We start from the raw sequence: 14,826 nt of genomic DNA, 5'->3' as shown, positions 1-14,826 counted from the left end.
CGGCGGCGACGCGGCCGCCCTGCGGGCCGGCAGGACGGCCCGCTCCGCGGAGGCGCGCCGCCGCCGGCTGATAGCGGCGGCGTTCCTCCTCCCCGCCCTCCTGCTGCTCGGCGCGCTCGTCGTGCACCCGATCGGCTACTCCCTCTTCCGCAGCCTCTTCGACCGCTCGGGCGACACCTTCGTCGGCGGGGACAACTACCGCCAGATCCTGAGCGACGACACGATCCGCACCGCCCTGCAGAACACGGCGGTGTGGGTGGTGCTGGCCCCCACCACCGCCACCGCCCTGGGCCTGATCTTCGCGGTGCTCACCGAACGGATCCGCTGGGGCACGGCGTTCAAGCTGCTCGTGTTCATGCCGATGGCGATCTCCATGCTGGCGGCGGGCATCATTTTCCGGCTCGTCTACGACCACGATCCCGACCGCGGCATCGCCAACGCGGTCTGGGTGGGCGTGCACGACACCTTCGCGGAGTCCTCGGCCTTCCCCAAGGCCCGGCCCGGCCGGGACTCCCCCCTGGAGCCCGCCGACGGGGGCGCCTTCATCACCCGCGATCCCGTCCGGGCGGGCGTGCCCGTGCTGCTTCCGCTGGTCGGCGTGGCTCCGGAGGCCCTGCCCGAGGGGACCCGTACGGCGGCGCTCGCCCAGGCCGAGCCCGGCAAGGTGACCGGCACGGCCTGGCAGGACTTCACCCGCGGCGGGGGCGGCACGACGAACGCGGTGGACCCCGCCGAGTCGGCCTTCGCCGGGATGCGGGTCGAGGCGGTCAAGGACGGCAAGGTGGTGGACTCGGCCAGGGCCCGCGCCGACGGCACCTTCAGCCTGTCCGAACGGGCCGACGGGGCGCGGCTGCGGCTGCCGGCGGAGAACTTCCGGGAGGCGTACGGCGGGGTGGAGTGGCTGGGCCCGAGCCTGGTGACCCCGGCCGTCATCGGGGCGTACGTATGGATGTGGGCCGGTTTCGCGATGGTGCTGATCGGCGCCGGCCTGGCCTCCGTACCGCGTGAGCTGCTGGAAGCGGCGCGCGTGGACGGGGCGAACGAGTGGCAGGTGTTCCGCCGGATCACCATCCCGCTGCTCGCGCCCGTACTGGTGGTCGTCCTCGTCACCCTCGTCATCAACGTGATGAAGATCTTCGACCTCGTCTTCGTGATCGCGCCGGGCGCGGTCCAGGACGACGCGAACGTCCTCGCGCTCCAGCTGTACCGGACCTCTTTCGGCGCGGACGCCGATCCCGGCCTGGGCAGTGCCATCGCCGTGCTGCTGCTGGTGCTGGTGGTCCCGGTGATGCTGGTGAACATCCGCAGGCTGCGGAAGGAGCGGTCCCGATGAGCGCCCCCACCAAGGTCCGGCCCCAGGCCCCGGGCCCGGCCCCGGCGACGCCCGGCGGCCGCGCCGGACGGCTCGCGGCCCGCGCCGCGGGCGGAGCCACCCGCGTCTTCCTGCTGCTGGCCGCCCTGTTCTGGCTGCTGCCCACGCTCGGCCTTCTCATCTCCTCCTTCCTCTCCCCCACCGGCCTCAACGAGGGCGGCTGGTGGCAGGTGCTGACCGCGCCCTCGCGGCTGACGGCCGACAACTACGAGCGGCTGCTGGCCAACGACACGATCACCGGTTCCCTGCTGAACACGGTCGCGATCGCCGTCCCGGCGACCGCGCTCGTGCTCGTCCTGGGCGCCTTCGCCGGATACGCCTTCGCCTGGCTGGAGTTCCCGGGCCGGGACTGGCTCTTCCTGCTCGTGGTGGGGCTGCTCGTGGTCCCCGTGCAGGTGGCGCTCATTCCCGTCTCCGAACTCTTCGGTTCCATCGGGCTGTTCGAGACCACCGCCGGTGTGGTGCTGTTCCACGTCGCCTTCGGGCTGCCCTTCGCCGTGTTCCTCCTGCGCAACTTCTTCGCGGAGATCCCGCGCGAGCTGCTGGAGGCGGCCCGCCTCGACGGGGCGGGTGAGCTGCGCCTGTTCGCGCGGGTGGTGCTGCCGCTGGGCGGTCCGGCGATCGCCTCGCTCGGCATCTTCCAGTTCCTGTGGGTGTGGAACGACATGCTGGTGGCGCTCGTCTTCGCGGATTCGGCGAACCCGCCGATCACGGTCGCGCTCCAGCAGCAGGTACGGCAGTTCGGGAACAACATCGACGTGCTGGCGCCCGGTGCGTTCCTGTCGATGGTGGTGCCGCTGGTGGTCTTCTTCGCCTTCCAGCGGCAGTTCGTCACGGGGGTGATGGCCGGCGCGGTCAAATGACGCCGCCCCGCGCGGGGCCCGGCGCGGCGGGGCCCGCGCCGGGCCCCGCCGTCATCGTCTGCCGACCCCGTTGACGTGCGGCGTTGACGCTGCGTAACCCGAATGCCGCACCCCGCGTAACCCGATCACCACGCCGGGGGTTCCTGGGCCATGTCCCGCCTGCCGACCTCTGGATGTGCCGTGCCCCGGTTCAGCGTCATCGTGCCCGCATACAAGGTCCAGGCGTACCTCCAGGAGAGTCTGGACTCGGTCCTCGGCCAGTCCTGCCCGGATCTGGAACTGATCGCGGTGGACGACGCCTCGCCGGACGCCTGCGGTTCGATCCTCGACGAGTACGCGGCCCTGGACCCCCGCGTCACCGCCGTGCACCTGGCCCACCACCTCGGCCCGGGCCCGGCCCGCAACGCGGCCCTCGCCCGGGCCACCGGCGATTACCTCGTCTTCCTCGACGGCGACGACACCCTCGCCCCGGGCGCCCTCCAGGCCATCACGGACCGGCTGAAGGCCACCGGCTCGCCGGACGTCCTGGTCTACGACTACGCGCGCACCTCCTGGACGGGGGAACCGGTGCGCGACCGCCTCGCGCACCAGCTGTCGGAGGAGGGCCCGGCCAGCTTCCGGCTCACCGACCGCCCGGCCCTGCTCGGCCTGGGGACCGCGGTGTGGAACAAGGCGTACCGCCGCGAGTACGTGGAGCGCGAGCAGCTCACCTTCCCGCCGGGGTTCTACGAGGACATCCCCTGGACCTACCCGGCGCTGCTCGCCGCCGAGTCCGTCGCCGTCCTGGACCGGGTCTGCCTCTACTCCCGCCGGCGCCGCACGGGCTCGGTCCTGACCACCTCCAGCCGGCGCCACCTCGACATCCTCGACCAGTACGACCGGGTCTTCGGCTACCTCGCCGGGCGCCCCGAGCTGGAGCGCTGGCGCCCCACCGTGCACCGCGGGATGGCCGGGCGGTTCTGCGCCCTGTACGCCGACCCGCGCCGCCTCCCCCGCTCCAGCCGCGCCGAGTTCTTCCGGTGGGCCTCGGCCCTGCTGCGCCGCCACCGGGCGCCCGGCGGCGGGGGCGCGCTGCCGCTGTCGCTGTCCCGGACCGACCGCGTGCGGCACGCCCTGATGCGGCTGGGCGCCCGGCGGACCTACCGGCTGCTGTCCGTGCTGCGGACGGGGGCGCTGGCGGTGGGCCGCGGCTCGGCGGCCGCCCGGCGCGGCCAGCGCGAGGCCTGGCTGCGCCTGCACTACCGGATCCAGCGCCTGCTGCCGCTGCGCCCGGAGCTGGCCGTCTTCTCCGCCTACTGGCACGGCGGTTACGCCTGCAACCCGGCCGCGATCGAGGCGAAGCTGCGGGAGCTGGCGCCGCGGATGCGCACGGCGTGGATCTGCGATCCGGCGCACGCCTCGACGCTTCCCCCGCAGACGGTGGCCCTGCGGCCCGGCTCGGCCGCGTACTGGACCGCCCTCGCCCGGGCCGCATACCTGGTCACCAACGTCAACTTCGACCGCACCCTGGTCAAGCGCCCCGGCCAGATCATGGTCCAGACCCAGCACGGCACCCCGCTCAAGCGCGTCGGCCTCGACCTCCAGGACCGCCCGGCGGCCGCCCCGACGACGGACTTCGCGGGCCTGCTGCGCGGCGCCGACCAGTGGGACTTCCTGCTCTCCTCGAACCGCCACTCCACGCTGGTGTGGGAGAAGGCCGTCCCTTCCTCCTACACGACGCTGGAGTACGGCTATCCGCGCAACGACCTCTTCCACCGGGCGGGCCGGGCCGAGGTGCTGGAACTGCGCGAACGCCTGGGCATCCCGCCCGGCTCCACGGCGATCCTGTACGCCCCCACCCACCGCGACTACCGGCGCAGCCGTCCCGAACACCTGGACTTCGAGCGGGTCCTGCGCGATCTGGGCCCCCGCTTCGTCCTCCTGGCCCGCGCCCACCTCACGTACGCGGACAGCGGGTGGACGCCCGGGGCCCATCCCCGCCTGATCGACGTCTCCTCGTACCCGTCGGTGGAGGAAGTGTGCCTGGCCTCGGACGCGTTGGTGACGGACTACTCGTCCCTGATGTTCGACTACGCGGCGCTGGACCGGCCGATCGTCATCCACGCGGACGACTGGGAGGCCTACGAGGCCGCCCGCGGTACCTACTTCGACCTGCGCTCCTTCCCGCCGGGCGCGATCGCGCGGACCGAGGACGAACTGGTGGACATCTTCGCCACGGGCCACTGGCAGGGATCCCGCTCCGCCCAGCTCCGGGCGGCGTTCCGGGCACGTTTCTGCCCGTACGAGGACGGGCACGCGGCGGAGCGTGTGGTCCGCCGCGTCTTCCTCGGGCAGCCGGTGCCGCTCCCCTCGCTCACGCCGCTGGAGGACCGGCGCCCCGCCCCTTCGGCCCAGGCCGCCGCGCCCGCCCCTGCCGTCGCCCCCGAAGCGGGCTTGGCCGAGCTGACGTCGGGCCTCTGGCCGTAGCGCGTGCCGCCGGGTGGCACGGGCCGGGCGGGGGCTTCGCGGGGGTCAGCCGGCGCACGGGCCGGGCGGGGGCTTCGCGGGGGTCAGCCGGCGCGCAGGCCCGCGACCACCGAGCGGGCCAGATCGTCCAGGTACTCCCCCGATACGGCGTCCCGCACCACCACCTGCCGCCAGTACAGCGGCCCGATCGCCAGATCGAGCGCCCGCTCGGGATCCGCGCCCCCCGCCAACTCGCCCCGGGCCACCGCGTCCGCGACGATTCCCTGAGCCATCCGCCGCTGCCCGTCCAGGACCGCGCCCCGGACCGCCTGCGCGATCTCCGGATTCCGCGCCGCCTCGACGAGCAGGTCGGGGATCACCGCGGATGCCACCGGGTGCCGCAGCACGTGTGACATGACCTCCAGCAGCGCCCGTACGTCCCCGTACAGCGAGCCGGTGGCGGGCACCGGCAGGCCGTCCGCCGCGAAGGCGCCCACCAGGTCCAGCACCAGGTGCAGCTTCGACTTCCACCGCCGGTACACCGCGGTCTTGCCCACGCCGGCCCGCCGGGCGATCCCCTCGATCGACATCCGGGAGAAGCCGACGGCGGCCAGTTCCTCCACCACCGCGCCGCGGATCGCCTCGGTGACGTCCTCGCGCAGGACGGCGGCTCCCGCCGGGGCGCGGCGGGCCGGTGCGGGGACGGGGGGTTCGGCGGGGGCGGGGTCCTTGGTCATGCCCAGAGCATAGCGGCGCACGCCAACGCCCCTCCGTCACGACGATACGGTTGCGTTCCGACGCCAGCGGTCCTACTCTCGCCGTAGCGACGATACGGCCCCGTCCCATAGTCAGCGCAGCCCTTGACCCCGGCGAAAGCGACCCCTGTGACCACCGCGACCACACCCGCCCGCCACGAGCCGACCGGACCGCCTCAGCTCCGAGGGCAGCGCCCACCGAGCGCGGCGGAACTCGCCGCCGCCCACGGCCTGACCGTCAGCGGAGCCCGCCCCACTCTCCCCCGCTACATCCGGCAGCTCTGGGCGCGCCGCCACTTCGTGACCGCGTACGCGAGCGCCCGCCTGCAGGCGACGTACAGCACGGCCCGGCTCGGCCAGCTCTGGCACCTGGTGACCCCGCTGCTCAACGCCGCCGTGTACTTCTTCATCTTCGGGATCGTGATGCGCGCCAGCCACGGCGTGCCCGACTACGTGCCGTTCCTGATCACCGGCGTCTTCGTCTGGGACTTCATCGGCAGCTCCATCAATGCCGGCACCCGCTCCGTGCACAGCAACCTGGGCCTGGTCCGGGCCCTGCACTTCCCCCGCGCCAGCCTGCCGCTTTCCGCCGTCGTCCAGCTCTTCCAGCAGCTGCTGATCACCATGGGCGCGCTGGCCGTCCTGCTGTGCGCCTTCGGCCAGACCCCCGGCCCGTCCTGGCTGCTCGCCCTCCCCACCCTGCTGCTGATGGCCGTCTTCGCCGCCGGCTGCGCCATGGTCCTGGCCCGCATCGGCAGCAAGAGCCCGGACGTCAGCCAGCTGATGCCCTTCGTCCTGCGCACCTGGATGTACTCCTCCGGTGTCATGTGGTCCATCGACCAGATGCTGAAGACGGACCATCTGCCGCACTGGATGCTGCTGGTGCTCAAGACCAACCCGGCGGCCGTCTACATCGACCTGATGCGCTTCGCGCTGATCGACAGCTTCCAGGCCGCGTCCCTGCCCCACCACGTGTGGCCGATCGCCATCGGCTGGGCCGTCCTGGCCGGCGCCGGCGGCTTCGTCTACTTCTGGAAGTCCGAGGAGGAGTACGGCCGTGGCTGACACCACCGGGACCCGCGTCCCGACCGTGATCGCGGACGAGGTCCACGTGATCTACAAGGTCCACGGCAACGGCGCCCGCAAGGGCGGCGCCACCGCCGCCCTGAGCCGGATCTTCTCCCGCCGGCCCGCCCCCGGCATCCGCGAGGTGCACGCCGTCAAGGGCGTCAGCTTCACCGCCTACAAGGGCGAGGCCATCGGTCTCATCGGCTCCAACGGCTCGGGCAAATCCACCCTGTTGGCCGCCATCGCCGGACTCCAGCCAGTGGCCCGCGGCGCGATCTACTCGCACGGCCAGCCATCGCTTCTCGGCGTGAACGCCGCCCTGATGAACGATCTGACCGGCGAGCGCAATGTCGTCCTCGGCGGCCTGGCGATGGGGATGCCCAAGCGGCTGATCCGCGAGCGCTACCAGGACATCGTGGACTTCTCCGGCATCAACGAGAAGGGCGATTTCATTTCCCTGCCCATGCGTACGTACTCCTCCGGCATGGGCGCGCGGCTGCGCTTCTCCATCGCCGCCGCCAAGGACCACGACGTCCTGATGATCGACGAGGCCCTGGCCACCGGCGACGCCGCCTTCCAACGCCGCAGCCAGGCCCGCATCACGGAACTGCGCGAGCGCGCCGGCACCGTCTTCCTCGTCAGCCACGGCATCAACACGGTCCGCGAGACCTGCGACCGCGCGATCTGGCTGGAATCGGGCGTCCTGCGCATGGACGGCCCCGCGGCGGAGGTGTGCGCGGCGTACGAGGCCTTCACGAAGGCCTGATACACCCCCTCCACCGCCCCACCACCCGTACGGCAACGCCGAGGGCCCCGCCCCCCGCCCGGAAGGTGTTCCGGGCGGGGCGGGGCCCCAGGCCGCGCCGGCTCAGGCCGAGCGGGATCAGGCCGAGCGGATCAGGCCGAGCGGATCAGCCCGGCTGGTTCAGGCGTGCGAGCGCAGCAGCGAGCGCATCGTGCGCATCGCCACCGACAGGTTCGCCAGGTCGAAGTCGTCCGAGCCCCGGATCTCGTCCAGGGTCGTGCGGGCCCGCCCGATGATCGCCGCGTTCCGCTCCTCCCACGCCTTGAAGCGCTCTTCGGGAGTGGAGCTGCCGTTGCCCACCGACAGCACGTCCGCGGTCAGCGCCGCGTGGGCGGCGAACAGGTCCTCGCGGATGGAGGCGCGGGCCATCGACTGCCAGCGGTCGGCCCGCGGCAGCTCGATGATCCGGTCCATCAGCTGGGTGATGTCCAGGCGGTCGGCGAGGTCGTAGTACACCTCGGCGACATCCAGCGGACCCGCGCCGGTGCGGTCCGCGATGGCCACGATGTCGAGCGTCGGGAAGGCGGAGGAGAAGCCGGCGACCTTGGCCGCCAGTTCCTCCGGCACGCCCTCGCCGGTCAGCTCGTCCAGGATCGACCCGTACCACTCCAGGTCCGCGCCGCGCACCAGCTTGGGCAGCTCGGCCCAGACCCGCGTCACCCGCTCCTGGAAGAACTCGATGGTCTCGGTGATCTCCAGCGGCTGCGGCCGGTTGTTCAGCAGCCAGCGGGTACCGCGCTCGACCAGGCGCCGCGAGTGCAGCCGCACCCGGGTCTGGACGTCGGCGGCGACCTTGTTGTCGAGCGCTTCGACCGCGTCCCACACCTCGGCCAGACCGAAGATCTCGCGGGCCGCGAGCTGCGCCCGGACGACCTCCTCCTGGGAGGCCCCGGTCTCCTCGCGCAGCCGGTGCAGGAAGGTCGAACCACCCGTGTTGACGGTGTCGTTGACCAGCACCGTGGTGATGATCTCGCGGCGCAGCGCGTGCGCGTCGATCTGCTCCGGGAAGCGCTCCCGCAGGGCGGCCGGGAAGTACGCGTGCAGCAGGCGGCGCAGGTACGGGTCGTCCGGCAGATCGGTGGCGATGAGCTCGCTGGCCACCGTGATCTTGGTGTAAGCGAACAGAACGGCCAGTTCCGGCTGGGTCAGGCCCCTGCCGGAGTTCAGCAGCTCGCGGATCTGCCGGTCGGTGGGCAGGAACTCCAGCGCGCGGTCCAGCAGCCCCTCGCGGGCGAGGCGGCGCATGAAGCGCTGCTGGGCGTGGAGCAGGCTGGGCGCCTGGGCCGCGCCGTTGGCGAGGGCCACGTTCTGCGCGTAGTTGTTGCGCAGCACCAGCTGCCCGACCTCGTCGGTCATCTCGGCGAGCAGCTTGTTGCGCTGCTTGACGGTCATATCCCCGTCGGTGACCAGCGCGTTCAGCAGGATCTTGATGTTCACCTCGTGGTCGGAGGTGTCCACGCCGGCGCTGTTGTCGATGGCGTCGGTGTTGACCTTGCCGCCTTCGCCGCCGGCGCCGGTGCGGGCGAATTCGATCCGGCCGAGCTGGGTCAGCCCCAGGTTGCCGCCCTCGCCGATCACCTTGGCCCGTACCTCGGAGCCGTTGACGCGGATGGCGTCGTTGGCCTTGTCGCCCACGTCCGCGTGGGTCTCGGCCGTCGCCTTGACGTAGGTGCCGATGCCGCCGTTCCACAGCAGGTCCACGGGGGCCCGCAGGATGGACTGCATCAGCTCGGCCGGCGTCATCTTCGTGACGCCCGCCTCGATGCCGAGGGCCGCGCGGATGTGCGCGTTGACCGGGATGGCCTTCGCCGTACGGGGGTGGACGCCGCCGCCCGCGGAGAGCAGCGCGGTGTCGTAGTCGGCCCACGAGGAGCGCGGCAGCTCGAACAGCCGGCGACGCTCCGCGTACGAGGTGGCCGCGTCCGGGTTCGGGTCGATGAAGATGTGCCGGTGGTCGAAGGCGGCGACCAGGCGGATGTGCTCGGAGAGCAGCATGCCGTTGCCGAAGACGTCGCCGGACATGTCACCGACGCCGACGACGGTGAAGTCCTGGGTCTGGGTGTCGTGGCCGAGCTCGCGGAAGTGCCGCTTGACGGACTCCCAGGCGCCCCGGGCGGTGATCCCCATGCCCTTGTGGTCGTAGCCGGCCGAGCCGCCGGAGGCGAAGGCGTCACCGAGCCAGAAGCCGTAGGACTCCGCGACGCCGTTGGCGATGTCGGAGAAGGTCGCGGTGCCCTTGTCGGCCGCGACGACGAGGTAGGTGTCGTCCTCGTCGTGACGGACCACGCCCGGCGGCGGTACGACCTCGCCGCCCACCATGTTGTCGGTGATGTCGAGCAGCGCCGAGATGAAGATCTTGTACGAGGCGATGCCCTCGGCGAGCCACGCGTCCCGGTCGACGGACGGGTCGGGCAGGCTCTTGGCGACGAAGCCGCCCTTGGCGCCGACCGGCACGATCACCGTGTTCTTCACCATCTGCGCCTTGACCAGGCCGAGGACCTCCGTACGGAAGTCCTCCCGCCGGTCGGACCAGCGCAGGCCGCCGCGGGCGACCTTGCCGAAGCGCAGGTGGACGCCCTCGACGCGCGGGGAGTACACCCAGATCTCGAAGGCGGGGCGGGGCGCCGGGAGGTCGGGGATGGCCTGCGGGTCGAACTTCATCGACACGTAGGAGTGCTGCTCGCCCGCCGAGTTCAGCTGGAAGAAGTTGGTCCGCAGGGTGGCCTTGATGAGGGTGAGGAAGGCGCGCAGGATGCGGTCCTCGTCCAGCGAGGCGACCTGGTCCAGGGCCCCGTCGAGCTCCTCCAGCACCGCGTCGACCAGCTCGCTGCCGGCCGCCTGGTGGCCGGGCGACATCCGGGCTTCGAAGAGCGAGACCAGCAGCCGGGTGGTGTGGACGTTGTTGCGGAGGGTGTCCTCCATGTAGTCCTGGCTGAAGGTGGAGCCGGCCTGGCGCAGGTACTTCGCGTACGCGCGCAGGACGACGGCCTGCCGCCAGGTCAGCCCGGCGCTCAGCACCAGGGCGTTGAAGTTGTCGTTCTCCGCCTCGCCCCGCCAGACGGCGGCGAAGGCCTCCTGGAAGCGCTCGCGGGCGTCATGGCCGAGGTAGGCGTCGCCGCCGCTCCCGGCGGATACGGGCATCCGCAGGCCGAAGTCGTAGATCCAGGCACTGGCCCGGTCGCTGCTCCGCAGCTCGTACGGGCGCTCGTCGGTGACCTCGACGCCCAGGCGCTGGAGGACCGGCAGCACGGCGGAGAGGGAGACCTGCTCGCCGGTGCGGTAGATCTTGAACCGGCGCTCACCGGGGGCCGCGCCGACCGGCTCGTACAGCGAGAGCGCGAACTCGCCCTCGCTGGCGGAGAGCCGCTCCAGGTGGCAGAGGTCGGCGACGGCGGCGCGGGGCGAGTGGTCGGCCTTGTAGCCCTCGGGGAAGGAGGTGCCGTAACGGCGCAGCAGCTCGGCGGCGCGCTCCTCTCCCAGCTCGGCGATGAGGGCCTCGGAGAAGCCGTCGGCCCAGGAACGGGCTGCTTCCACGAGGCGGGCTTCGATGCGCTCGACGTCGGCGTCGGTGAGGACGGGCAGCTCGGTCCCCTGCGGGACGCGGATGACGAAGTGGATGCGGGAGAGGATCGACTCGGTGTTCCAGGCAGTGAAGTCGACGCTGGTGCCGCCGAGCTCCTCCTTCAGGATGTCGATCAGCCGCAGCCGCACGCCGGTGGTGTAGCGGTCGCGCGGCAGGTAGACCAGCGCCGAGTAGTAGCGCCCGTACTCGTCCTGGCGCAGGTACAGCCGCAGCCTGCGGCGTTCCTGGAGGTAGAGCACGGAGGTGGCGATGGCCTGGAGCTGGTCGACGGGGGTCTGGAACAGCTCGTCGCGCGGGTAGGTCTCCAGGATCTGGAGCAGGTCGCGGCCGTCGTGGCTGCTCGGCGCGAAGCCGGCTCCCTCCAGGACCTCGGCCACCTTGCGGCGGATCACCGGGACCCGGCGCACCGACTCGGTGTACGCGGCGGAGGAGAACAGACCGAGGAAGCGGCGCTCGCCGACGACGTTGCCCTCGGCGTCGAACTTCTTCACTCCCACGTAGTCCAGGTACGAGGGGCGGTGCACGGTGGAACGGCTGTTGGCCTTGGTCAGCACCAGCAGGTGGTGCTCGCGGGCCTTGGCGCGGGCGTCGGCCGGGAGCCGGTTGAAGGACGGCGAGACGGGGTGGCCGTCCTCCTTGCCGCTGTGGTGCGGGTCGGAGCGCAGGATGCCGAGGCCCGTGCCGGGGACGGCGGACAGGGCGTCGCCGTCGACCAGGTTGTACTCGCGGTAGCCGAGGAAGGTGAAGTGGTCGTCGGCGAGCCAGCGCAGCAGCTCGCGGGCCTCTTCGAGCTCGTAGTCCCGCAGGTCGGGCGCGGCCGGCTCGTCGGGCAGGCTCTCGGCGATGCGCAGCGCGGTGTCGCGCATCTTCTCCCAGTCCTCGACGGACTCGCGTACGTCGGACAGGACGCGGCGCAGGTCGACGGTGATCTGGTTGAGGTCGGCGCGGTCGGTCTCGCGGTCGATCTCGACGTGGATCCAGGACTCTACGAGGGAGTCGTGGGGGCGCTGGGTCCGGGGGCCGTGGGCGTCGCAGTCGGGGCCGAGGATCTCGATCAGCTTGCCGGTGACGTCACGGCGGACGACGACCTGCGGGTGGATCACGACGTGGATGCCGCGTCCCTGCCGGGACAGCTCGTTGGTCACGGAGTCCACGAGGAACGGCATGTCGTCGGTGACCACCTCGACCACGGAGTGGCTGGAGGTCCAGCCGTTCTCCTCGACGGTCGGGGTGTGCACGCGCACCTTCGCGGTGCCCTGCGGCCGGTTCTCGGCGATCCGGTAGTGGGAGAGCGCCGCCCCGTACACGTCGACCGGGTCCCGGTCCACGAGGTCCTCGGGGGCGGTGTGCAGGTAGTAGCGCTGGAGGTAGGAGAGCACGGCGTCCCGGTCGGGGCGCTCTTTCTGCTCGGACCCAGTCGGAAGTAGCCCCCCGGCCGGGCTGTGCTCAGCTACCCGGGCCGCCCGTGTGAGCAGCTCGGCCTTTGCTTCGTCCAGCTTGGTCTGCATGTCCCTGGCTCCTGTCGCGCGCCATTGCGTGACGTAGGTGGTGAGGAGGAATGACGTAGCGCCGCGAGGCGGGGTGTCCGGTCGTCATCGACGCTATGCCGTCTGAAGAGGCGGCCGGGACGGAATCAGCCATGATCGGCGCGAGGTCCCGGCAGCGGGGATCAGCGAAGGCCCGGGCACGTTCGTGCGCCGGGCGCGGGCCGGGGGCTTCAGTGCCCCCGAGGACTATCGCGCTGATCACGGGTCTAGGCTATATCGATCCACCCCCGGCCCGTCACGAGCCTTATGTGTACAAAACCGGGGGTGCAACTTTGACGTTATGCGCAGCGACGCGGCAGACCGTGCGTGCAAGTCGCTATTCGGCCAGCCGACGAGCTGTGAGTACGGCCTCTGCCAGGGTGTCGACCACCGGCACACCGGCTGATTCCAGACTGCGGCGGCTGTGCGAACCGCCCGTGTAGAGCACCGCCCGGGCGCCGACGTGGGCGGCGGCCACGGCGTCGTCCACCGCGTCCCCGATGAGCACCGTACGGCCGGCGCTCACGCCCGCGCCCTCCAGGGCTTCCAGGTGGCGTACGAGGTGCTCCGCCTTGGAGGTGTGGGAGGGCCCGTGCCGGCCGTCGACGCGCAGGAAGTGCCGGTGGATCCCGTGCGCCCGCACCAGCGGTACGAGCTTCTCATGGGGCGCGAGGGAGAGCAGGGACTGCGTGAGCCCGTCCCGCTCCCAGTCCTGGAGCAGTTCCAGGGCGCCCGCGGCGAGCGCGGCGTCGGCGGCGGAGAGCCAGTAGTGGCGGTGGAAGGTGGCGTCCATGAGCAGCCACTCCTCGTCGGTGGGCATCCTGCCCATGAGGCGCTCGTAGAACTTGGGCACCGGTACGACGTACAGGTCGCGGTAGGTCTCCAGAGTGATCGGCGCGAAGCCGAGCTCGGCGAAGGAGGCGTTGGTCGCGGCTATGACGGCGTCGATGTCGTGCAGGAGGGTTCCGTTCCAGTCCCAGACGATGTGCGTCACTTGAGCAACCCCGGGATCTCCTGCACCCCGAACCACAGCAGCTCGTGGTCCTCGGCGCCGTCGACGGTGAACCGCGCGTCCTCGTCCCCCGCGTCGGCGGCTTCGACGGCCCCGGCGGCGGCGGCCACGTCGGCCTCCGCGTCATCGGCGTCGACGTGCACGGCGGCGGCCTCGGTGAGCCGTACGGCCCGCCCGAGGGTCACCTGGCCGACCGCGGCCTCGTCGAGGGCTGGGGCGGCGGTGACGGCATCGTCTGCCACGTCGAGCGCCACGACGACCCGCTTGCGCGGGGCGTCCGCGTCCCGGGCGAGCATCCGCAGCGAGGCGGCGGCGGCCCGGCCCAGGGCCGCGTACTCCAGCTCCTCGATGTCCTGCGACACGTACCACTCGCGCAGCCCGGGGGTGACCGCGTAGGCGCGCAGCGGCGCGGGGCCCAGCTCGCCCGCCTTGTGCGCCTCGGCGAGCCCGGGGAGGGTCAGGGGGACGTACACGCGCATGGCCGGCTGCTTTCGGTAGTCGTCAAACGCCCTCAGGATACGACCGAAGCCCTCAGTACGGCGCCCCCCGTGCCCGACTCGTCCCGGGCGCCGGTCGGCCGCACCGAACGGGACGGTAAGCCCCCGCGCGACGGCCGGGCCCCGGGCGCACCGGCCGCACCTTGCGCCGCCGCCGTACGGGAGGGTGACCGCCCGTCCAGCGGAGTGACGGAGCCGTCCCCCTTCGGGTGCGGGGCCCGGGCACGCCCGCGTCCACCGCCGTCCCCGGACACGGGCCGCGCGGGGCCCTGGGTGGGGCGGCGCGCACTCGGATAGGTGAACCGGGGCCCGCCGGCCCCGGGCCCGGCGCTCGGTTGCCGAGCGTGTTCGGGCGGCCGTAGAAGAGCCCCATCAAGTTACCGCTCGGTACCGCTCCGGGCCCGGCCTGTACGGGGGCAGATCGCGATGGACACCACGACGCGCGTCACGATGACTGGCGACGGAAGCCGCCGCCGGCCCGGCGCGACGGCTCCTTCCCGGACCCGCCCCGCCGGGCGCCGCGACCCCCGGCGCCCGGGCGGCCCGGGCAGCCCGCCGCAGGCGGTACGGCGGGACCCGCAGGACTGGTTCGCCGAACGGCTGCTGGCCGTCGTCACCGGGCGCCGCCCCGTCCACTCGCTCCTCGGCCACACCATCGGCCCGGCCTACCAGCAGCTGGTCACGCTCGCCCCGGACCGCCCGCTGGGCGAGCGCCCCCGCCCCGTCATCCGCCAGTGCGGCCGTTTCACCCCCGGCCCGGGCGTCATCGAGGCCTTCGCCCGCATCGCCACGGGAGAACGCGTGACGGCGATGGCCTTCCGCCTGGAACAGGGCCAGGACCTCCGCTGGCGCTGCGCGGCAATCGAACTCCAGGGCCCCCGCCCCTGACAGCCCCGCCGA

At 72.3% G+C, this 14,826-nt stretch carries 10 protein-coding genes; 6 read left to right on the top strand and 4 right to left on the bottom strand.

Features of this window, described 5'->3' with window-relative positions; genetic code table 11:
- Positions 1–19: 19 nt before the first annotated feature.
- The 3 genes from ACWDX7_RS02535 (at position 20) to ACWDX7_RS02525 (ending at position 4,701) form a co-directional block, all read left to right on the top strand.
- A complete protein-coding gene (locus ACWDX7_RS02535; RefSeq protein ID WP_451488657.1) occupies positions 20–1,333 on the top strand; it encodes a carbohydrate ABC transporter permease in 1,314 nt (437 codons plus the stop codon).
- Positions 1,330–2,235: a carbohydrate ABC transporter permease gene (locus ACWDX7_RS02530; protein WP_451488623.1), complete on the top strand. Its 906-nt coding sequence runs from the start codon at positions 1,330–1,332 to the stop codon at positions 2,233–2,235. The genes ACWDX7_RS02535 and ACWDX7_RS02530 overlap by 4 nt, the downstream gene beginning before the upstream one ends.
- A gap of 180 nt (positions 2,236–2,415) precedes the next feature.
- Positions 2,416–4,701: a bifunctional glycosyltransferase/CDP-glycerol:glycerophosphate glycerophosphotransferase gene (locus tag ACWDX7_RS02525; RefSeq protein ID WP_451488624.1), complete on the top strand. Its 2,286-nt coding sequence runs from the start codon at positions 2,416–2,418 to the stop codon at positions 4,699–4,701.
- An 83-nt stretch (positions 4,702–4,784) separates the two neighbouring features.
- Here ACWDX7_RS02525 and ACWDX7_RS02520 read toward each other — a convergent pair whose 3' ends face one another.
- Positions 4,785–5,417: a TetR/AcrR family transcriptional regulator gene (locus ACWDX7_RS02520; RefSeq protein ID WP_451488625.1), complete on the bottom strand. Its 633-nt coding sequence runs from the start codon at positions 5,415–5,417 to the stop codon at positions 4,785–4,787.
- 147 nt (positions 5,418–5,564) lie between these two features.
- Here ACWDX7_RS02520 and ACWDX7_RS02515 point away from each other — a divergent pair, with 147 nt between their 5' ends.
- Both ACWDX7_RS02515 and ACWDX7_RS02510 read left to right on the top strand, forming a co-directional pair.
- Positions 5,565–6,500, top strand: coding sequence for an ABC transporter permease (locus ACWDX7_RS02515; RefSeq protein WP_451488626.1), 936 nt, complete (start codon positions 5,565–5,567; stop codon positions 6,498–6,500).
- The gene (locus ACWDX7_RS02510) at positions 6,493–7,269 is read left to right on the top strand and encodes an ABC transporter ATP-binding protein (protein ID WP_451488627.1); all 777 of its coding nucleotides are present in this window, start codon (positions 6,493–6,495) and stop codon (positions 7,267–7,269) included. Before ACWDX7_RS02515 ends, ACWDX7_RS02510 begins: the two co-directional genes overlap by 8 nt.
- A 159-nt stretch (positions 7,270–7,428) precedes the next feature.
- On the opposite strand, the gene ACWDX7_RS02505 is transcribed toward ACWDX7_RS02510, so the two are convergent.
- The 3 genes from ACWDX7_RS02505 to ACWDX7_RS02495 form a co-directional block, all read right to left on the bottom strand.
- Complete coding sequence (locus ACWDX7_RS02505) at positions 7,429–12,399, bottom strand: NAD-glutamate dehydrogenase (RefSeq protein ID WP_451488628.1); 4,971 nt, start codon at positions 12,397–12,399, stop codon at positions 7,429–7,431.
- A 355-nt stretch (positions 12,400–12,754) separates the two neighbouring features.
- On the bottom strand, positions 12,755–13,411 hold the full coding sequence (locus tag ACWDX7_RS02500; protein WP_451488629.1) for an HAD family hydrolase: 657 nt from the start codon (positions 13,409–13,411) through the stop codon (positions 12,755–12,757).
- Positions 13,408–13,908 (bottom strand): DUF6912 family protein, encoded by a 501-nt coding sequence (locus ACWDX7_RS02495; RefSeq protein WP_451488630.1) that lies wholly within the window; start codon positions 13,906–13,908, stop codon positions 13,408–13,410. Before ACWDX7_RS02495 ends, ACWDX7_RS02500 begins: the two co-directional genes overlap by 4 nt.
- Positions 13,909–14,376: 468 nt before the next feature.
- Here ACWDX7_RS02495 and ACWDX7_RS02490 point away from each other — a divergent pair, with 468 nt between their 5' ends.
- Positions 14,377–14,814: an Rv3235 family protein gene (locus ACWDX7_RS02490; protein ID WP_451488658.1), complete on the top strand. Its 438-nt coding sequence runs from the start codon at positions 14,377–14,379 to the stop codon at positions 14,812–14,814.
- The last annotated feature ends 12 nt before the right edge of the window (positions 14,815–14,826 follow it).

The organism is Streptomyces sp. NPDC003034 (assembly GCF_053591375.1).
This window is presented reverse-complemented; position numbering and strand designations above follow the sequence as displayed.

Bases quoted from the DNA above. Each gene is read 5' to 3' on its own strand.
- ACWDX7_RS02530 (WP_451488623.1), top strand. From the start codon at position 1,330: ATGAGCGCCCCCACCAAGGTCCGGCCCCAGGCCCCGGGCCCGGCCCCG.
- ACWDX7_RS02520 (WP_451488625.1), bottom strand. From the start codon at position 5,417: ATGACCAAGGACCCCGCCCCCGCCGAACCCCCCGTCCCCGCACCGGCC.
- ACWDX7_RS02505 (WP_451488628.1), bottom strand. From the start codon at position 12,399: ATGCAGACCAAGCTGGACGAAGCAAAGGCCGAGCTGCTCACACGGGCG.
- ACWDX7_RS02495 (WP_451488630.1), bottom strand. From the start codon at position 13,908: ATGCGCGTGTACGTCCCCCTGACCCTCCCCGGGCTCGCCGAGGCGCAC.
- ACWDX7_RS02490 (WP_451488658.1), top strand. From the start codon at position 14,377: ATGACTGGCGACGGAAGCCGCCGCCGGCCCGGCGCGACGGCTCCTTCC.